Raw genomic sequence first — 19328 nt, 5'->3', positions numbered from 1 at the left:
CTCGGGTGACCACTGACGATCGCGCGTACGCGGGCTGGCGTGATCCCGGCCACCCCTCGCAGCGCCTCGGGAGACCGTACGTGACTTCGCAGGAGATCCCGCTGCACGGCGGGAACGTGAGCACCGTGGTCCGGGTCGGGGACACGGTCCGCCGCAATGCCGGGCCGTGGACCCCGTCCGTGCACGCCCTGCTGCGGCACCTGGAGTACGTCGGGTTCACCGGCGCGCCCCGGGCGCTCGGCATGGACGAACGCAACCGCGAGGTGCTGTCGTACCTGGAGGGGGAGTGCGGAGAGTATCCGCTGGCCCCGCACTGGGTCACCGACGAGGCGCTGGTCACGGTCGCCACCATGCTGCGGATGTTCCACGACGCGCAGTACGGCTTCACCCCGCCACCGACGGCGGTCTGGCGCTCGTTCGGCCCCCCACCGCCGGACACCGAGGTGATCTGTCACCACGACGCCGCGCCGCACAACGTGATCTGGCGACCGGACGGCACGCTCGGGCTGATCGACTTCGACCTCGCCTCACCCGGCGCCCGGATCTACGACGTGGCGTACGCGGCGTGGACCTGGGTTCCGATCTTCGCGGACCGGGACTCGATCACGCTGGGCTGGAAGCGTCCGGACCGGCCGCGCCGGCTGCGGCTCTTCGCCGACGCGTACGGGCTGATCCCCCGCGACCGGCACCGGCTGATCCGGACCATCCGCAAGCGGATCGTGGACCACGTCGAGGGCATCCGCCGGATGGCCGCCGCCGGTGAGCCGGCATTCGTGCGGATCGTGCACAAGGGGCACCTGCGCCGGCCGATGCGCGACCTGCGGCTGCTCGACTACGAGCGGCACGCCCTGGAGAACGCGCTCCGCTGAACGCCTGCCGGTCGATGCCCGGACGGCCCCGGTGGGTGTGCCGGTCGATGTGTATGGGCCGGTCAGTCATCGACGTGCGTCGTCCGGATGATCCACCACCGTCCATCCAGCCGACTGTGCGGACTTCGTGACACGTACGAAACAACCCGTCACGAAACGGAAACCCGCACGGGACCTTGGGCGAAACAGCCGGCCGCGAAGCTTCCGCGCAACCGGCCTACGGGCGACGCTGCCCCGGAAAGCCGCGAAGGAGGACTTCACCCTTTAGGAGGCCAGCGTGCCTGAAGCACCGACGATCGACGGCGCCAATACTGTTTGGCTGCTGGTTTCGACCGCGCTCGTGCTGCTCATGACCCCCGGACTGGCGCTGTTCTATGGCGGCCTCAACCGGGCCAAGGGCGTACTCAACATGATGATGATGAGCTTCTCCGCCATCGGGCTCATCTCTATTCTGTGGTGGTTCTACGGTTTCAGCGTCGCCTTCGGGGCCGACGTGAACGGTTTCTGGGGCGACCCGAGCGCGTACCTCGGCACCAAGACCTTCCTCGCCGAGACCGACCTGTGGGGTGCCACGGCCGACAACCCCAGCGGCATCGGGGTTCCGCTCTACGTGTTCATGGCCTTCCAGATGGTCTTCGCGGTGATCACCGTCGCGCTGATCAGCGGTGCCATCGCCGACCGGGCCAAGTTCGCCGGCTGGCTGCTGTTCGCCTTCGGCTGGGCCACCCTGGTCTACTTCCCGGTCGCCCACTGGGTGTGGGGCGGCGGGATCATCGGCGGTGACATCCACGCGCTGGACTTCGCGGGTGGCACCGCGGTGCACATCAACGCCGGTGCGGCGGCCCTGGCCGTGGCGCTGGTGCTCGGCAAGCGGCTCGGCTGGCCGCGTGAGGGCATGAAGCCGCACAACATCCCGCTGGTCGCGCTCGGCGCGGGTCTGCTGTGGTTCGGGTGGTTCGGGTTCAACGCCGGCTCCGAGCTGACCGTCGACTCGGTCGCCGCGCTCGCCTTCATCAACACCCAGCTCGCCACGGCGGCGGCGGTGCTCGGCTGGATCGTGGTCGAGTGGATCAAGGACCGGAAGCCGACCATGGTCGGTGCCTCCTCGGGTGCGGTGGCCGGCCTGGTCGCCATCACCCCGGCCTGCGGTTTCATCGCCCCCTGGGCGGCCGTCCTGCTCGGCATCGTCGCCGGAGCGGTGTGCGCGGTCGCCGTCAGCCTCAAGTACAAGCTCGGCTACGACGACTCCCTCGACGTGGTCGGCGTGCACTTCGTCGGCGGCTGGATCGGCTCGCTCTGGCTGGGCCTGTTCGCCACCAACTCGGTCAACTCCGCGATCACCGACGTGGTGGGTGCCTCCGACGGCCTGTTCTACGGCGGCGGCGTGACCCAGCTCGGACGGCAGGCCCTCGCCGGTCTGATCGTCACCGTCTGGTCGTTCGCCGTCGCCTGGGTGCTGGCCTTCGCCATCGAGAAGACGATCGGCTTCCGCGTCACGGGTGAGGCCGAGGTCGACGGCATCGACATCGCCGAGCACGCCGAGAGCGGTTACGACCTGTCTCCGAGCGGCGGCGGCACGGGCAGCGCGTTCGCGATGGCCGGCATCGGTACCCCTGGTGGCGGCGCGACGAGCGGTGCCACGCCGGAGGCGGACTCCGCCGAGCCGGTCAGCGCGAAGGTCGCCGGTTAACGTTCCTGGGATGGAGGGGTTGGACATGAAGCTGGTGACCGCGGTCATCAAGCCGTACCAACTGGACGCGGTGAAGGAAGCTCTGCACGCCCTCGGGGTGGCCGGGTTGACCGTCAGCGAAGTGCAGGGGTACGGACGGCAGAAGGGGCACACCGAGGTCTACCGGGGTGCCGAGTACACGGTCGAGTTCCTGCCCAAGATCCGGGTCGAGGTGCTCACCGACGAGATCGACGTGGAAAAGATCGTGGACGCGATCGTCGGGGCGGCCCGTACGGGCAAGATCGGCGATGGCAAGGTCTGGGTCACCGGTGTCGAGGAGGTCGTCCGGGTGCGTACCGGCGAGCGCGGCCTCGACGCCCTCTGATCCGGAAGCGACCGACATGACCTCGTTGATCAAGGGGAACGCGTCAGCAGGGCACACCGGCGACGCGAACCTCTTGATCAACGAGGTCGTCGGCGTGCCGGGGGGAATCGGCGAGCCGGCGCGGCAGGCGCGGGCGGCGGCCTACGACGACTTCCTGCGCGGGTTGCTGCCCGCGCGGGAGGGGGTCGCGTTGATCGCCGTGGGTGGGCTGGGCCGGCGGCAGTGCGCCCCGTTCGGCGACCTCGACCTGGTTCTGCTGCACGCCGGTGTGCCTGGCACGGACGAGTTGGCCGCCTCGGTCTGGTACCCGATCTGGGACGCCGGCCTGCGGTTGGACCACTCGGTGCGTACCGTCTCCGAAGCTCTCTCGGTGGCCCAGGACGACGTCAAGGTCGCACTCGGGCTGCTCGACGCCCGGCTGGTGGCCGGCGACCCGACGCTGGCCGACGCGCTGATCCGCACCGCCGCCGACCACTGGCGGCGCACCGCCGTCCGCCAACTGGCGGGACTGCGGGAGGTCACCGCCGCCCGCTGGCAGGCCCACGGCGAGTTGGCCTTCCTCCTTGAGGGTGACCTCAAGGAGGCCGCCGGAGGTCTGCGCGACGTGGGGCTGCTGCGGGCCATCTCGGCCGCCGGCATCACCGACGCGCTGCGCCCGGCCGTACGCGCCGCCCACCTGCGCCTGCTGGACACCCGGGACGCCCTGCACCAGCAGGTCGGCCGCCGGGTCGACCGGCTGGTCGCCCAGGAACGCGACGGCGTTGCCGCACTTCTCGCACTCGACGACGGCGACGCCCTCCTGCGGCGCGTCGCCGGGGACGCCCGCACGGTCAGTCACGCCCTGGACGACGCGTTCCGTGCCGCCGACCGGCTGCGCTCCGGCCGGTCCCGAAGCGGGAACGGTCGGCCCGTCCGCCGCCCGGTGGCCCGCGACGTGGTCGAGCACGACGGCGAGTTGGTGCTGGCCCGCACGGCGATCGGCGCACGCCCCGACCCGAGCCTGTCACTGCGGGTGGCCGCCGCGGCGGCCGCGACCCGGCTGCCGATCGCCCGGGCGACCTGCGAGTGGCTGGCCGCGTACTGCCCGCCGTTGCCCGCGCCGTGGCCGGCCGAGGCCCGGGCCGCGCTGACCACCCTGCTCGGCGCCGGCCCCGGCCTGGTGCCGGCCTGGGAGACCTGCGACCGGTACGGGTTGGTCGACGGCTGGCTGCCCGAGTGGACCCGCTTGCGCAGCCTGCCCCAGCACAACCCGGTGCACCGCTACACCCTCGACCGGCACCTCGTGCAGACCGCCCACGAGGCCAGCCGCCACGCCCGCGAGGTGGAGCGCCCCGACCTGCTGCTGCTGGGCGCCCTGCTGCACGACATCGGCAAGGGCCTACCCGGCGATCACAGCACCGTCGGCGTGCCGCTCGCCGAGGCGGTGGCGACCAGGATCGGTCTGCCCGCCCCGGAGGTCGAGCTGATCGGCAGGATGGTCCGGCTGCATCTGCTGCTGCCCGACGTGGCCACCCGCCGGGACCTCGCCGACCCGGTCACCATCGCGTCGGTGGTCGCGGCGGTGGGCGACACCGGCACACTCGACCTGCTGCACGCGCTGGTCCGCGCGGACGCGGCGGCCACCGGCCCGGCCGCCTGGTCGGACTGGAAGGGCAGGCTGGTCGCCGAACTGGTCGCCCGGGTCCGCACCGCACTGGACACCGGTGTGCTGCCCGAACCGCCCGCCCCGGACCCGGCGCTGCTGGCCGGGCCGCTGCCGGTCGTACACCTGACCGGTGACCGCGTGGCGGTGGCCGCGGCCGACCGGCGTGGCCTGCTCGCCACGGTGGCCGGTTGCCTGGCCCTGCACCGGCTGGAAGTGATCTCCGCGGACGCCTCCGTGGTCGACGGCCGGGCCCTTGTCGAGTGCCGGGTGCAACCCCGGTACGGACTGCCGGCCGATCCGGTCCCGCTGCGCGCCGACCTTCGCCGAGCGGTCGCCGGCGACGTGTCGGTCACCCAGCGGCTGCGCAGCCGTGCGCTCACCGCCCGGGGCGGCGGCGCGGCGCCCCGGGTCGTCTGGCACCGCGAGGCGGCCACCGACGCCGTGCTGCTCGAACTCCGCGCGGCCGACGCCGCCGGGCTGCTCTACCGGGTCACCTGCGCGCTCGACGAGGCGGGCGCCCTGGTCCGCGCCGCCCGCATCTCCACCCTCGGCGCCGACGTCGTGGACGCCTTCTACCTGGTCGGCGGCTGGCCGGACGACGCCACTCGCGCCCGCCTGGAGGCCGCGGTCCTGGCCGCCGTCTAGCTCCCGCACGCCCGTTGGGCAACTGGGAGCCCGGTAGTGGGCCAGGTCGTCATCCTCGCGTACCCGTTGGGTCTGATCTCTGGGTTGCGGCCCGGAACGCGGGCCGGGCCGGGCGACAGCGGCCCTGCGGTGGGCCGGTTACCCTAGCGGTGGCCGGACTCCGCAGTGCCGGCCGGGTTGTGCCCGCCGAAACACTGACAAACGGGATGTTCGCGTGTTTGACACCTTGAGTGACCGCCTGTCCGGGATCTTCACCAAGCTCCGCGGCAAGGGGCGGCTCACCGACGCCGACATCGACGCCACCGCCCGCGAGATCCGCCTCGCGCTGCTGGAGGCGGACGTCGCGCTGCCGGTGGTCAAGGGTTTCATCGCGGCCGTCAAGGAGCGTGCCCGCAGCTCCGAGGTCTCCCAGGCGCTGAACCCGGCCCAGCAGATCATCAAGATCGTTAACGAAGAGCTGATCAACGTGCTCGGCGGCGAGGGGCGACGGCTCCAGTTCGCCAAGCAGCCACCGACGGTGATCATGCTGGCCGGCCTCCAGGGTTCCGGTAAGACCACCCTGGCCGGCAAGCTGGCCCGCTGGCTCAAGAGCCAGGGGCACCAGCCGCTGCTCGTCGCCGCCGACCTCCAGCGTCCCAACGCCGTCGGGCAGCTCCAGGTGCTCGGTGGCCGGGCCGGCGTCGAGGTGTACGCCCCGGAGCCCGGCAACGGCACCGGTGACCCCGTGCAGGTGGCCCGCGCCTCGATCGAGCACGCGAAGCGGGCGGCCCGCGACATCGTCATCGTCGACACCGCCGGCCGACTCGGCATCGACGCCGAGATGATGCAGCAGGCCGCCGACATCCGTGACGCGGTCCAGCCGGACGAGGTCATCTTCGTCATCGACGCGATGGTCGGTCAGGATGCCGTCCGCACCGCCGAGGCCTTCCGCGACGGCGTCGGCATCACCGGCGTGGTGCTGTCCAAGCTCGACGGTGACGCCCGTGGTGGTGCCGCGCTGTCCGTGCGCGAGGTCACCGGGCAGCCGATCCTCTTCGCCTCCACCGGCGAGAAGTTGGAGGACTTCGACGTCTTCCACCCCGACCGGATGGCCAGCCGGATCCTTGGCATGGGCGACGTCCTCACTCTGATCGAGCAGGCCGAGCAGGCCTTCGACTCCGATCAGAAGGAGAAGATGACCGCCAAGCTGATGGGCGGTGAGCAGTTCACCCTGGACGACTTCCTCGACCAGCTCATCGCGGTGCGGCGGATGGGGCCGATCGCCAACGTGCTGGCCATGATGCCGGGCATGGGGCAGATGAAGGACCAGCTCGCCGAGCTGGACGACAGCCACTTCGACCGGGTCACCGCGATCATCCGGTCGATGACCCCGGGCGAGCGGACCAACCCGAAGATCATCAACGGCTCCCGCCGGGCGCGCATCGCCAACGGCTCCGGGGTCACCGTGATGGACGTCAACCAGCTGCTCAACCGCTTCGCCGACGCGCAGAAGATGATGAAGCAGATGGGCGGCATGATGGGCCTGCCCGGCGGCGGCCGGCGCAAGGCGACCAAGTCGCCGAAGAACAAGCGCAAGGGCACGAAGGGCGGCGGTCGTCCGCGCACCGGGGCCGGCGCCGGGATGCCGGGCGGCTTCCCGGGTGGCATGCCGCAGCTCCCGCCGGGGATGGACCCGAACGATCTCGCTGGTGGCCAGGGCCTGCCGCCCGGTTTCAAGCTGCCGAAGATCGACTTCAACAAGCTCGGCAAGGGTGGCGACAAGGGCCCACGCTGACGCGTGTCGGTGACGGCGCGACGTTGCTGGTCTCCGTGGATCTGCCGGCCCTGACCTTGCGCAAGAACGACCTGCTCGCCCCCGACGGCGAGTGATCGGGTAGGACTGTGCACATGGCTCTCCATGTGCGCGGTGTCCTGCTCCCCGACGACGAGGTTCGCGATCTCTGGCTGGTCGACGACCGGGTGACCTTCACCCCGGTGCCGGGGGCAGAGACGGTCGTCGACGGCGGCTTCGTCTTGCCGGGCCTGGTCGACGCGCACTGTCACCTCGGCATCGCCCGTGGCGGCACCCCGATCACCTCCCTCGACCAGGCCCGCACACTGGCCCGTACCGACCGGGACGCCGGGGTGCTGGCGATCCGCGACGCCGGTTCGCCGTACCCGTACGCCGAGTTGGACGACGAGCCGGACCTGCCGCGACTGGCCCGCGCGGGCCGGCACGTCGCGCCCCCCAAGCGCTACCTGCGCGACATCGGCGTGGAGGTCGGCGCGGCCGAGGTGGCCGCGACGGTGGCCGCGCAGGCGCGGGCCGGCAACGGCTGGGTCAAGCTGGTCGGCGACTGGATCGACCGTGGCGTGGGTGACCTGGCGCCGGCCTGGGACGCCGACGCCCTCACCGCCGCCGTGCGGGCCGCGCACGACGCCGGGGTACGCGCCGCGGTGCACACCTTCTCCGAGTCCGCTGTGGAGATCATGGTGCGGGCCGGGGTGGACTCGGTCGAGCACGGCACCGGGCTGAGCCTCGACCTGATCGACGAGATGGCCCGCCAGGGCACCGCCCTGGTCCCGACGATGATCAACATTGCCACCTTCGGGGGCATCGCCGAACAGGCGCAGGCCAAGTTCCCCCGGTACGCCGAGCACATGCTCGCGTTGCGCGACCGCTTTCCCGAGGTGGTGCGGGCGGCACACGAGTCGGGCGTGCCGATCTACGTGGGCACCGACGCCGGCGGCGGCATCGACCACGGGCTCGCCGCAGAGGAGATGCTGCTGCTGCACGAGCAGGCCGGAATGTCGGCGACCGATGTGCTCGCCGCCGCCTCCTGGGGCGCCCGGGAGTGGCTCGGCTTCCCCGGCCTGGTCGAGGGCGGCCTCGCGGACCTGACCGTCTACCCCGAGGACCCCCGCCGCGACCTGCGCGTCGTCCGGTCACCGTCCCGCACGATCCTGCGCGGACGCGTCATCCGCTGACGCCACGCGGACGCGCGCCCACCACCGCAAGATCGTGCTCGATCCTGGATGTAGTGGCTTCGCTGTTGTTGGGATGCCACTACATCCACGAAGAAGCGCGATCTTGGGGCGCGCGGACGCGGGCGGGGCATCGGTCAGCGGGTCGGGCGGATCGCGGCGCTGAAGAGGCGTACGGCCAGGTCGGTCAGGGCCGAGGCGGTCTGGTCGATCGGGGAGCGGGGAAGCACGATGTGGCTCACCACGAGCCGGACGATCGTGTCGGCGGCGAAGGTCAGCGCCGCCCGGTCCGCGCCGGGCAGTTGGACGTCGGCCCACTCGATCAGCGCGCCGGACGCCTCGCTGAGCACCACCTCGGCCCGGGTGGTCAGGTAGGGCAGCAGCTCGTCCGAGCCGCCCCGGGCACTGGTCAGGATCGCCTTGACCAGCGGGTTGTCCGCCGCCGTGGCGAGGGTGTGCGCGATCGCCGCGTACGCGCCGGCCTGGACGTCGGAGCCGTGCGCCACCAGCGCGGCCCGCACATCGCCGACGAACCGGTCCACCTCACGCCGGGCGAGCGCCTCGGCCAGCCCGGCCTTGCTGCCGAACTCGTTGTAGACGGTCTGCCGGCTCACCCCGGCCGCGGTGGCCACGCCGCCCATCCGTACCGCGTCCCAGCCGGAGGCGATGGTCCGCGAGCGGGCCGCGTCCACGATCGTGTCCCGCAGTCGCTGCCGCGGCGGGTGCGTCGATTCAGTCATGGTGATCGAAGTCTACGATCGCGCCCTCCCATCAGCCCAGGGCCGCCGTCGCGGCGGTGGTGGGCGGGCGCGCGGCGCTGATCGGCGCGGCGGAGTGCCTCCCGGGCGCGGTGGTGCCCCGCACGGCGCATAGGATCTGTGGTCATGGCACGCGTGCTCACTCCCCGCGCGGAGGACTTCCCCCGCTGGTACCAGGACCTGATCGCCAAGGCGAAGCTGGCCGACAACGGCCCGGTCCGAGGGACCATGGTCATCCGACCGGCCGGCTACGCCATCTGGGAGCGTATGCAGGCCGAGATGGACGCCCGGATCAAGGCGGCCGGCGCGGAGAACGCGTACTTCCCGCTCTTCATCCCCGAGAGCTACCTCAAGCGTGAGGCCGAGCACGTCGAGGGCTTCTCGCCGGAGCTGGCGGTGGTCACCCACGGTGGCGGCAAGCAGCTCGCCGAGCCGGTGGTGGTGCGCCCCACCAGCGAGACGGTCATCGGCGAGTTCATGGCCAAGTGGATCGACTCGTACCGGGACCTGCCGCTGCTGCTCAACCAGTGGGCGAACGTGGTCCGGTGGGAGCTGCGCCCGCGGATCTTCCTGCGTACCAGCGAGTTCCTGTGGCAGGAGGGGCACACCGCGCACGCCACCCGCGAGGACGCTCGGGCGTACGCGCGGCGGATCCTGCACGAGGCGTACGAGGACCTGATGGTCAACGTGCTCGCCATCCCGGTGGTGGTGGGTCTGAAGACCACCCGGGAGCGGTTTGCCGGCGCGACGGCGACGTACACCTGCGAAGGCATGATGGGCGACGGCAAGGCGCTTCAGTTGGGCACCAGCCACGAGCTGGGCCAGAACTTCGCCAAGGCGTTCGACATCAGCTACTCCGCCAAGGAGGGTGGCCGCGAGCACGTCTGGACGACCTCGTGGGGCACGTCGACGCGGATGCTCGGCGGCCTGATCATGGCCCACGGCGACGACAACGGTCTGCGGGTGCCTCCGAGGCTGGCCCCGATCCAGGCGTACGTCATGATCGTCAAGGATGGCGAGGGCGTCGCCGAGGCGGCGGCCAAGCTGCGCGACGGCCTGCGCGACGCCGGTGTCCGGGTCGCGCTCGACGACCGGACCGACACCGCGTTCGGCCGCCGGGCCGTCGACGCCGAGCTGCGGGGCTATCCGGTACGCGTCGAGGTCGGCCCCCGGGACCTGGCGGTGGGCAACGCGACGGTGGTGCGCCGTACCGACGGGTCGAAGTCGCCGACGCCGGTGGCCGACGTGGTCGGCGCGGTGCTGGCCGCGCTGGAGGCCGACCAGCAGGTGCTGCACGACCAGGCGCTGGCCAACCGCGAGTCGCGCACCGTCGAGGTGGCCACTCTGGCCGAGGCGATCGAGGCCGCCGCGAACGGCTGGGCCCGGGTGCCGTGGTCTGCGGTCGGTGTGGCCGGCGAGGCCGAGGCCAACGGGCAGGGCGTCACGGTGCGCTGTCTGGTGCGCGCCGACGGCTCGGTACCGGACTCGGAGGACGAGCCCGACCTGGTCGCGATCCTCGCCCGCGCCTACTGAGGTGCGCCCGGGCGGCCCAGCCGACCGGTTCGCGCCGGGCCGGCTGATCATGCATCGCAACGTGCGGCACGGCCGGATCGGATGGGTCCGGCCGGGCCGGGTGGTCAGCGACGACGAGCGGGGCCTGCTGGTCTGGATCGCCCGGGACTCCCCGGTGGCCCACGAGGTCACCGAGGCGGGGCTCAACATGCGGGCGGTGCCGTTCGCCCAGTGGATCTCGTCGACGTACCGGCTGGCGCACGGCCGCTGGAACGGCCCGCCGCTGCTGAAGTTCCTGCCCACCGGGGCGGCGCACTCCGTCTGGTGGTTCCGGGACACCCACGGCCGGTTCGTCAACTGGTACGTCAACCTGGAGGAGCCCGGCGTGCGCTGGGACGACGGCTCGGTGGCCGGCGTCGACGTGGTGGACCAGGACCTCGACGTGGTGGTGCGCCCGGACCTCAGCTGGGAGTGGAAGGACGAGGACGAGTTCGTCGAGCGGCTCGCCTTCGGCGACGACTACTGGGTACGCGACGAGAAGGCGGTCCGCGCCGAGGGGGAACGGGTGATCGCGCTCGCCGAGGCTGGCGCGTTCCCGTTCGACGGCACCTGGTGCGACTTCGAACCCCCGCCAGACTGGGGCGTACCGGACGAACTTCCGCCGGGGTGGGATCGCCAGCCGGTGCGCTGAGTGGTGTTCCTGGTCACCGGTCGGGCGACCCGGGGCGGTGTGTCCGGGTCCGGTGTGAGAGATCGGCGACGGATCTGGCAGAATAGGTCGCTGGTATCCGGCGCGCGTCCGGCGCCCTCTAACCCGGGCACGTCGCTAGTCCACCGAGTAGTCTCCGGCCCAACCCCACGGGTCCGGTCGGCGCTCACCCATGCACACCGCCCGTACGGGCTGGTGAGATCGCAACAGGAGCGAAACAACTGTGGCCGTAAAGATCCGGCTCCTGCGGATGGGCAAGATCCGCAACCCGCAGTACCGCATCGTCGTCGCCGACTCGCGCACCAAGCGTGACGGTCGGGCGATCGAGTTCGTCGGGGTTTACCAGCCCAAGGAAGACCCTTCGATCATCGAGGTCAAGTCGGAGCGGGTCCAGTACTGGCTGTCCGTCGGCGCCCAGCCGAGCGAGGCGGTGCAGCGGCTGCTGGAGCTGACCGGTGACTGGCAGAAGTACAAGGGTCTGCCGGCCCCGCCGCCGCTCCTGGTCGCCCCCGAGAAGGCCGACCGCAAGGCGGCGTACGAGGCTGAGGCCAAGGCCGCCGCCGGGCTGGCCCCGGAGACCCCGGCCAAGCCGGCCAAGAAGGCCGCCAAGGCTGCTGAGGCCCCGAAGGCCGAGGCTCCGGCTGCCGAGGCTCCGGCTGCCGAGGCTCCGGCCGAGGCCCCGGCTGCCACTGCCGACGCCGGTGAGCAGGCCTGACATGCCTCTGCGTCCGGCGTTGGAGCACCTGGTCAAGGGCATCGTCGAGCACCCGGACGACGTCCGGGTGCGGATGGTCGATTCCCGTCGGGGCAAGCGGCTCGAAGTCCGCGTCCACCCCGAGGACCTCGGCACGGTGATCGGGCGGTCCGGCCGGACCGCCAAGGCGCTGCGCCAGGTGATCGGCTCCATCGGCGGGCGCGGGGTACGCGTCGACATCGTCGACTCGTACTGATGCAGCTCGTCGTCGGAAGGATCGGCAAGCCGCACGGCGTCCGCGGTGAGGTCACCGTGGAAGTGCGGACCGACGAGCCCGAAGCACGGTTCGCCCCCGGCACAGTTATGAACACTGAGCCGGGGGCGACACCCCCGACCGAGTCGGCGGACGGGCTCGGGGTGCCGTTCCGGGTTCCCGCCAAGTTGACCATCGAGGCCGCGCGCTTCCACCAGGGTCGGATGCTTGTCGCGTTCGACGGCGTCCTGGACCGCGACGGCGCCGAGGCGCTGCGCGGCACCCTGCTCGTGGTGGACAGCGCCGACGTGGCCCCGCCGGACGATCCGGAGGAGTTCCACGACCACCAGCTCGTCGGGCTGGCGGCGGTCACGCCGGCCGGTGAACGGCTGGGCGAGGTGGTCCGCATCGACCACGCGCCGTCCTCCGACCTTCTGGTGCTGCGGCGCCCCGACGGGCGTACCGCGCTGATCCCGTTCGTCCTGGCGATCGTGCCGGAGGTCGACCTGACCGGTGGACGCGTCATCGTCGACCCGCCAGCCGGCCTGCTCGACCTCTAGAGGGCCACCCCGCATGCGCGTCGACGTCGTGTCGATCTTTCCTGAGTATTTCGCCCCGCTGGACCTGTCCCTGATCGGGCGGGCCCGCGCCAACGGCGTACTCCAGCTCGCCGTGCACGACCTGCGGACCTGGACCCACGACGTGCACCGCACGGTGGACGACACCCCCTACGGCGGCGGGCCGGGAATGGTGATGCGTCCCGAGCCGTGGGGTGAGGCGCTGGACGCCCTCGCGCCGGACGGGGCCTCGCCGCCCCGGCTCCTGGTGCCGTCGCCGGCCGGTGTCCCGTTCACCCAGGCCATGGCGTACGAGTTGGCCGCCGAGTCGCACCTGCTCTTCGCCTGCGGCCGGTACGAGGGGATCGACCAGCGGGTGTTGGCGCACGCCGCGACCCGCATGCCGGTCACCGAGGTCTCGCTCGGCGACTACGTGCTCTTCGGTGGCGAGGTCGCGGTCCTGGTGATGCTGGAGGCGGTCACCCGACTGCTGCCCGGGGTGCTGGGCAACGCCGGCTCGCTGGACGAGGAGTCGCACGCCCACGGGCTGCTGGAAGCGCCGATCTACACCAAGCCGCCGAGCTGGCGGGGGCACGACGTGCCCGAGGTCCTCCGCTCCGGTGACCACGGCAAGATCGCGCGCTGGCGGCGCGAGGAGGGGCTGCTGCGGACCGCCGCCCAGCGCCCGGACCTGCTCGCCGCGCTGCCCGCCGATCGTCTCGACAAACGGGACATCGCGGCCCTGGACCGGGCCGGATTTCAGCCCCCGCCGGGAGATGTGGCAAAGTAGGGGGGTTGCCGTAGCCGTCCGCGCCCGCGGGTGGCTACGAGGATCACCGACCGGGGTCGGCCCGCCGACCACCACCCGGGGATCAGAATCACCCACCCGCGCACCGAGTGACGGTGCGCCGTGAGCCTTACGAGGACGCAGCGATGAACATCCTGGACGCCCTTGACGCCCAGTCGAAGCGGACCGACCTTCCCGACTTCCGGGCCGGTGACACCGTCAAGGTGCACGCCCGCGTCGTCGAGGGCAACCGGTCCCGTGTCCAGATCTTCCAGGGCGTCGTGATCCGCCGCCAGGGTGACGGTCTGCGCGAGACCTTCTCGGTCCGCAAGATCAGCTTCGGTGTCGGCGTCGAGCGGACCTACCCGATCAACGGCCCGGGCATCGACCGGATCGAGATCGTGACCCGCGGTGCCGTGCGTCGCGCCAAGCTCTACTACCTGCGCGAGCTGCGCGGCAAGAAGGCCAAGATCAAGGAGAAGCGGGAGAAGCAGCCCAGCTGACTTCCCGCTCACCACGCCGCCTGAACTGCGCGTATGCCGTACCGACCGGACAGCACTACCCTGGTCGTACGGGCGCAGTCAGGCGGCGGCCCCGCCCACGTGGCGGGCAGCCGTCCACAACCGCCCGTGGAGCCTCGACGAGGCTCCCGGGCGGTGGTGTTTCTGCGGACCGGGGAGTGGCGTGGTGCAGACGCTTGACGAGGACGGCGCCGTCGATCCGTGGCGTCGGCGAGCCCGCCGTAGCCGCCGCCAGATGCCCCTCTGGCAGGAGCTTCCGCTGCTGCTGGTCGTGGCGTTCTGCCTCGCGGTGCTGATCCGTACCTTCCTGCTCCAGGCGTTCTTCATCCCGTCCGGCTCGATGGAGGACACCCTCCTGATCGGCGACCGGGTGTTGGTCAACAAGGTCGTCTACGACACGCGTGACCCGGTGCGCGGCGAGGTGGTCGTGTTCCGGGGCACCGACCGCTGGGCGCCGCAGGTCGACGAGCAGCCGGCGCCGGGCGTCGTCGGAAGGATCAGCCGGACGGTCGGCGACCTGGTCGGGGTGAGCCGCCCCGGCGAGAAGGACTTCATCAAGCGCGTCATCGGCCTGCCCGGCGACCGGGTCGCGTGCTGCGACAGCCAGGGCCGGGTCACCGTCAACGGCACCCCGCTGAACGAGCCGTACGTGCTGCGGGACTCCCCACTGGATCTGCCACCCAACCCGGGGGAGTGCCGCTCGCGGCGCTTCGACGAGGTGGTCGTACCACCCGGCCAGATCTTCGTGCTGGGTGACCACCGGCTGGTCTCCCAGGACGCGCGCTGCCAGGGCCCGGTGCCGATCGACAACGTCGTCGGCCGTGCCTTCATGGTGGTCTGGCCGTCCTCCCGTTGGAGTGCGCTGTCGGTGCCGTCGACCTTCGACGACGTGTCCGTGCCCTCCGCCGCCTCCACCGGGGCGCCTCCGGTCCGGCCTACGCCGCAGGGCGGTGTGCTGCTGATCCTCCCGCTGGCGGCCGCGCTGGGGCGATCCCGCGCGTTCCGGACGATGACGTCCAGTCGGGCAACGTAGGCTTCCTGGCGTGATTGACGAGCAGACCGACAAGCCCCGCAGCTCCTTCTGGAAGGAGCTGCCGATCCTGCTGGGTGTGGCGATCCTGGTCGCGGTGCTGGTCCGCGCCTTTGTGCTGCAGACCTTCTTCATCCCCTCCCCGTCCATGGAGAACACTCTCAAGATCGATGACCGGGTGCTGGTCAACAAGCTGGTCTACGACTTCCGGTCACCGCACCGTGGCGAGGTTGTCGTGTTCAAGGCCCCCACCGCGTGGAGCGGCAACCCCGACGGTGAGGACTTCATCAAGCGGGTGATCGGCGTCGGCGGCGACCACGTGGTCTGCTGCGACCCGCAGGAACGGTTGATCATCAACGGCAAGGCGCTCGACGAGCCGTACATTTTCTCGATCGACGGGGTCCGCGACAAGCCGGCCGACCAGGAGTTCGACATCACCGTGCCGGAGGGGCGGCTGTGGGTGATGGGCGACCACCGCTCGGCCTCGGGCGACTCGCTGGAGCACTGGCAGCAGTCCGGGCAGGACATCACCGAGGCCACCATCCCCGAGGACGACGTGGTCGGGCGGGCGTTCACCGTGTTCTGGCCGGTCAACCGGGCCACCTGGTTGACGGTGCCGGACCAGTACGACGGCATCCCCAAGCCGTAGACCGCACCGGGCGTGGGCGATCGGCCGCCCGTCTGGCAGGCTGAGGCGGTGACCGTCTACACCCCTCGACGCGCGGCCCGCGTGCTGCTCGTCGACGCGGCCGGCCGGGTGCTGCTCTTTCACGGCTTCGACCCGGCCCGCCCCGGGCACCGCTACTGGTTCACCCCGGGCGGCGGGTTGGCCCCACAGGAGACCCCGGCGGCCGGCGCGGCCCGGGAGTTGGCCGAGGAGACCGGGTTGCGGCTCGCCCCGGCAGACCTGGGCGAGCCGGTCTGGTCCGACACGACCGAGTTCCCGTTCGACGGCACCTGGTACCGCCAGCAGCAGGACTTCTTCCTGTACCGGGTGCCGTCCTGGCAGGTGGACACCGCGGGCTTCGACGACATCGAGCAGCGCAGCATCTCCGATCACCGCTGGTGGCTTCCCGACGAACTCGCGGCCAGCGGCGAGCGCTTCTACCCCTCCGAGCTGCCCGCGTTGCTGACCCGGGTCCTGCCCTCCACCTCCGGGGCGGAGACGCCGTGCTGACCCCGCCGCGTACCGTCGTGCGCCGCGAGGCCGGCCTCTACGCCCTGGAGCGGGCGCTGCAACGGCGCGGCTTCCGGCAGGTGGCCGGCGCCGACGAGGCCGGGCGGGGGGCCTGCGCCGGCCCGCTGGTGGCCGCCGCGGCGGTGCTGCCCGAGGGGCGACGCGGCGAGATCGACGGACTGGCCGATTCCAAGCTGCTCACCCCGGCCAGCCGGGAGCGGGTGTACGCCGAGGTCGTGGACCGAGCCCTGGCGTACGCCGTGGTGATCATTCCGGCCGAGGAGGTCGACGCCCGAGGGCTGCACGTGTGCAACCTGGCGGCGATGCGCCGGGCGCTGGCCTTGCTCACGACCGGCCCCGACTACGTGCTGACCGACGGCTTCGGCGTGGACGGTCTGGGCGTGCCGGGGCTGGCCGTGTGGAAGGGCGACCGGGTGGCGGCGTGTGTGGCGGCGGCCAGCGTGCTCGCCAAGGTCACCCGGGACCGGATCATGGTGGAGATGGACGAGGTGTTCCCGGCGTACGGCTTCGCCGAGCACAAGGGCTACATCACCCCGGAGCACAGCGCGGCGCTGCGGGAGCACGGACCATGCCGTGAGCACCGGTTCTCGTACGTCAATGTCGCCGCCGTCTCCGGCCGCGACGGCCGGCCGCCGCGCGCCCGGCGGCCCGTCGGCCCGGCCTCGGACGAGCCGATGGGGCGCTCCTGGGCGTCAGGGGGTACCGTCGGCGTGGCGTTGGGCGAGCAGCCTCGGCCTCCGGCGCCGGTGGGGGAAGATGTGGCCATGGAAGGCGGAGTGCGATGAGCGCGGAAGATCTCGAAAAGTACGAGACCGAGATGGAGCTGCAGCTCTACCGGGAGTACCGCGACATTGTCCGCCAATTCTCCTACGTGGTGGAGACGGAGCGCCGGTTCTACCTGGCCAACCAGGTCGATCTGCACGTGCGTAACTCCGACGGCGAGGTCTACTTCGAGGTCGAGATGCACGACGCCTGGGTGTGGGACATGTACCGTCCTGCCCGCTTCGTGAAGAACGTCCGAGTGATGACTTTCAAGGACGTCAACGTCGAAGAGCTGGAGAAGCCCGACATCTCGCTGCCGGCCGACTCCGGCTTCGGGGGCTGACCCGCCCGGGGTTCCGGCCGCGCCACAGGCCCCCACCCGTGGCGCAGCCGTAGCCGGTCACTCGGCCGGCACCACGACCTCGACGCGCTGCACCAGGTTGTTGGCGAAACCGCCACGGTTCCACGGCTGCTCGACCGGCTGGGTACGCCCCGACGCGTCGGTCGCCCGCGCGCTGAGCACGTACCGGCCGGGCGTCGCCGTCCACTCGTGCCGCCACCGCCGCCAGGCGAAGTCCCCGCCCGCCGCCGGGTCCAGCTCGGCCGGCACCCAGCTCGCCCCGCCGTCGACGGTCACCTCCACCGACACCACCGGCGCGTGCCCCGACCAGGCCCGACCGTCCACGGTGCACGGTCCCGGCCGCACCACCCGACGGCGCGACATGAAGTCGGGGAAACCGGGCGGGCGGACCAGCGCGCGAGGCTCGATCCGGGTGACCGGCACGCCCGGGTCGTCGGCGTCGCGGCGGACCCGGTAGGCCACCGCGTTCTGGTAGCCCTCGAACGGCTCGGTCCGGACCTCGATCGAGCGGAGCCACTTCACGTGCGCCATGCCGTACCAACCCGGCACGATCAGCCGTAGCGGCGCGCCGTGCTGCGGCAGCAGGGGAGAGCCGTTCATCTCGTACGCCAGCAGCACCTCCTCGCGCAGCGCGTCGGCGACCGGCAGCGCCCGCTGGAAGTCCTGCTCCACCCCGCGCTCGACCCCGTGATCGGCGCCGGTGAAGATCACGTCGACCGCGTCCGGCCCGAGGCCCGCCTCGCGCAGCAGGGGCGCCAGCGGCGTCCCGGTCCACTCGGCGTTGCCGACCGCCTCGACCAGCCAGGGCTGGCTCACCGGCCGGGGATGCAGCAGGGCCCGACCGTTGCCGGCGCACTCCATGGCGACCTGGTGGGTGACCCGGGGCCGCTCGCGCAGCTCCGCCAGGCTGACGGTCAGCGGCCGGTCGACCGCGCCACCGACGGTCAACGCGTGTGTCGCCGGGTCCACGTCCGGGATGTCGTAGTGGATCAGCAGGTAGTGCAACCCGGCCGGCGTGACGTCGTAACGCAGCGCCTCCAGCGGGATGCCGTGGTTGCGCGTGGCGAGCTGCAACTCCTCGGCGCTGATCGCCTCATCCGGCTCGGCGAGCCGGGACGGCCCGCTCACGTCGGCCACCGCCGGCGTCCGGTCATCGACAGTGGTCATGCGGCCTCCCCGGTCCGTACGGCGGCGCCCCGCCGTACCCGGCCCAGCCTAGGCCCTTCGGGACGCTCGCCCAGTCGGGGCTGGTGTAGCAGATCATTCGTCGCTTCGGGTGGTCGTCCACAGGACCGTCGGTTGTCCACAGCTTCGTCCCGCGGGGTGGCGGACGAACCCGGCCCGGCCCGAGGCTGCCGTCATGCGACTGCCACCGCCTACCCGCGCGATCCACCACACCGTGCTGCTCTGCGCCGCGTTTCCGCTCGCCCTGGCCGTCCAGCTCAGCGGCCTGGCGGTGCTGCTCGCGGCGGTGCCCGGCAGCCCGCCGACACCGGCCGTCCCGGTCGCGGTGCTGGCGTCCGCCGACGCCGGGCCGGGGCGGTCGATGCCGGCCGTTCCGGTCGGGGTGCTGGCGTCCGCCGACCGCGGGCCGGGGTGGTTCCGGTGGCCGGTCGACGGGCCGCCCCACCCGGTCCGCCTCTTCGACCCGCCACCCCGACCCTGGCTGGCCGGGCACCGGGGCGTCGACCTCGCGGCCCCGCCCGGCGCGGTGATCCGCAGTGCCGGGGCGGGCACCGTGCTCTTCGCCGGCGTGGTGGCCGGCCGACCGGTGGTCACCGTGGGCCACGCCGACGGGCTGCGGACCACCCACGAGCCGGTCCAACCGGCGGTACGCCCCGGCCAGCCGGTCACCGCTGGCACGCCGCTGGGCGAGTTGCTGCCCGGCCATCCGGGCTGCCCGGCCGACGCCTGCCTGCACTGGGGGCTGCGGCGCGGCGACGAGTACCTCGACCCCCTGGCACTGCTCGGCCTGGGTCCGGTGCGCCTGCTCCCGGTCGACGGGTGAG

The 19328-nt window shown here is 72.1% G+C and carries 21 protein-coding genes; 19 read left to right on the top strand and 2 right to left on the bottom strand.

Annotated features, from left to right (window positions below):
* The first annotated feature begins 5 nt into the window (after positions 1-5).
* From ABZ780_RS11455 to ABZ780_RS11430, 6 genes are all read left to right on the top strand, one after another.
* Positions 6-869, top strand: a complete 864-nt coding sequence (locus ABZ780_RS11455) for an aminoglycoside phosphotransferase family protein (protein WP_357011519.1) — start codon at positions 6-8, stop codon at positions 867-869.
* A gap of 277 nt (positions 870-1146) precedes the next feature.
* Positions 1147-2559, top strand: a complete 1413-nt coding sequence (locus tag ABZ780_RS11450; protein WP_357011521.1) for an ammonium transporter — start codon at positions 1147-1149, stop codon at positions 2557-2559.
* 25 nt (positions 2560-2584) lie between these two features.
* Positions 2585-2923, top strand: a complete 339-nt coding sequence (locus tag ABZ780_RS11445; RefSeq protein ID WP_007456507.1) for a P-II family nitrogen regulator — start codon at positions 2585-2587, stop codon at positions 2921-2923.
* Positions 2924-2939: 16 nt separating this feature from the next.
* Complete coding sequence (locus ABZ780_RS11440; RefSeq protein WP_357011523.1) at positions 2940-5213, top strand: [protein-PII] uridylyltransferase; 2274 nt, start codon at positions 2940-2942, stop codon at positions 5211-5213.
* A 214-nt stretch (positions 5214-5427) separates the two neighbouring features.
* Complete coding sequence (gene ffh / locus ABZ780_RS11435) at positions 5428-6987, top strand: signal recognition particle protein (RefSeq protein ID WP_357011525.1); 1560 nt, start codon at positions 5428-5430, stop codon at positions 6985-6987.
* Between the two features lie 113 nt (positions 6988-7100).
* Positions 7101-8180 (top strand): amidohydrolase family protein, encoded by a 1080-nt coding sequence (locus ABZ780_RS11430; protein WP_357485717.1) that lies wholly within the window; start codon positions 7101-7103, stop codon positions 8178-8180.
* A gap of 134 nt (positions 8181-8314) precedes the next feature.
* On the opposite strand, the gene ABZ780_RS11425 is transcribed toward ABZ780_RS11430, so the two are convergent.
* On the bottom strand, positions 8315-8917 hold the full coding sequence (locus ABZ780_RS11425; RefSeq protein WP_357011529.1) for a TetR family transcriptional regulator: 603 nt from the start codon (positions 8915-8917) through the stop codon (positions 8315-8317).
* Positions 8918-9061: 144 nt separating this feature from the next.
* Between ABZ780_RS11425 and proS the strand changes: the two genes are divergently transcribed.
* From proS to ABZ780_RS11365, 12 genes are all read left to right on the top strand, one after another.
* Positions 9062-10468, top strand: coding sequence for a proline--tRNA ligase (gene proS / locus ABZ780_RS11420; RefSeq protein WP_357485716.1), 1407 nt, complete (start codon positions 9062-9064; stop codon positions 10466-10468).
* A gap of 49 nt (positions 10469-10517) precedes the next feature.
* On the top strand, positions 10518-11138 hold the full coding sequence (locus ABZ780_RS11415) for a DUF402 domain-containing protein (RefSeq protein ID WP_357485714.1): 621 nt from the start codon (positions 10518-10520) through the stop codon (positions 11136-11138).
* A 241-nt stretch (positions 11139-11379) separates the two neighbouring features.
* On the top strand, positions 11380-11871 hold the full coding sequence (rpsP, locus tag ABZ780_RS11410; protein WP_357485713.1) for a 30S ribosomal protein S16: 492 nt from the start codon (positions 11380-11382) through the stop codon (positions 11869-11871).
* Positions 11846-12106 (top strand): RNA-binding protein, encoded by a 261-nt coding sequence (locus tag ABZ780_RS11405; RefSeq protein ID WP_200212006.1) that lies wholly within the window; start codon positions 11846-11848, stop codon positions 12104-12106. The genes rpsP and ABZ780_RS11405 overlap by 26 nt, the downstream gene beginning before the upstream one ends.
* The gene (gene rimM, locus ABZ780_RS11400; protein ID WP_357485712.1) at positions 12106-12663 is read left to right on the top strand and encodes a ribosome maturation factor RimM; all 558 of its coding nucleotides are present in this window, start codon (positions 12106-12108) and stop codon (positions 12661-12663) included. Before ABZ780_RS11405 ends, rimM begins: the two co-directional genes overlap by 1 nt.
* A gap of 13 nt (positions 12664-12676) precedes the next feature.
* Positions 12677-13450, top strand: a complete 774-nt coding sequence (gene trmD / locus ABZ780_RS11395) for a tRNA (guanosine(37)-N1)-methyltransferase TrmD (protein WP_357485710.1) — start codon at positions 12677-12679, stop codon at positions 13448-13450.
* 143 nt (positions 13451-13593) lie between these two features.
* Positions 13594-13950: a 50S ribosomal protein L19 gene (rplS, locus tag ABZ780_RS11390; protein ID WP_238648843.1), complete on the top strand. Its 357-nt coding sequence runs from the start codon at positions 13594-13596 to the stop codon at positions 13948-13950.
* 181 nt (positions 13951-14131) lie between these two features.
* The gene (lepB, locus tag ABZ780_RS11385; RefSeq protein WP_357485709.1) at positions 14132-15001 is read left to right on the top strand and encodes a signal peptidase I; all 870 of its coding nucleotides are present in this window, start codon (positions 14132-14134) and stop codon (positions 14999-15001) included.
* A gap of 10 nt (positions 15002-15011) precedes the next feature.
* Complete coding sequence (lepB, locus tag ABZ780_RS11380; RefSeq protein WP_357011543.1) at positions 15012-15647, top strand: signal peptidase I; 636 nt, start codon at positions 15012-15014, stop codon at positions 15645-15647.
* Between the two features lie 48 nt (positions 15648-15695).
* Entirely contained in the window at positions 15696-16175 is a 480-nt protein-coding gene (locus tag ABZ780_RS11375; protein ID WP_357485707.1) for an NUDIX domain-containing protein, read from the top strand.
* The gene (locus ABZ780_RS11370; RefSeq protein ID WP_357485706.1) at positions 16169-16981 is read left to right on the top strand and encodes a ribonuclease HII; all 813 of its coding nucleotides are present in this window, start codon (positions 16169-16171) and stop codon (positions 16979-16981) included. Before ABZ780_RS11375 ends, ABZ780_RS11370 begins: the two co-directional genes overlap by 7 nt.
* Positions 16978-17301: a DUF2469 domain-containing protein gene (locus tag ABZ780_RS11365; RefSeq protein WP_007075222.1), complete on the top strand. Its 324-nt coding sequence runs from the start codon at positions 16978-16980 to the stop codon at positions 17299-17301. Before ABZ780_RS11370 ends, ABZ780_RS11365 begins: the two co-directional genes overlap by 4 nt.
* A gap of 57 nt (positions 17302-17358) precedes the next feature.
* Here the strand turns inward: ABZ780_RS11365 and ABZ780_RS11360 are convergent, their stop codons facing one another.
* Complete coding sequence (locus ABZ780_RS11360) at positions 17359-18486, bottom strand: sulfite oxidase (protein ID WP_357485704.1); 1128 nt, start codon at positions 18484-18486, stop codon at positions 17359-17361.
* Between the two features lie 193 nt (positions 18487-18679).
* On the opposite strand from ABZ780_RS11360, the gene ABZ780_RS11355 reads away from it, so the two are divergent.
* A complete protein-coding gene (locus ABZ780_RS11355) occupies positions 18680-19327 on the top strand; it encodes a M23 family metallopeptidase (protein WP_357485703.1) in 648 nt (215 codons plus the stop codon).
* Position 19328 lies beyond the last annotated feature (1 nt).

The sequence above is a fragment of the Micromonospora sp. NPDC047467 genome (genome assembly GCF_040643095.1).
Classification (GTDB): Bacteria; Actinomycetota; Actinomycetes; order Mycobacteriales; family Micromonosporaceae; genus Micromonospora.
The sequence above is the reverse complement of the archived record's forward strand: the minus strand, read 5'-3'. Positions and strand labels throughout refer to the sequence as shown.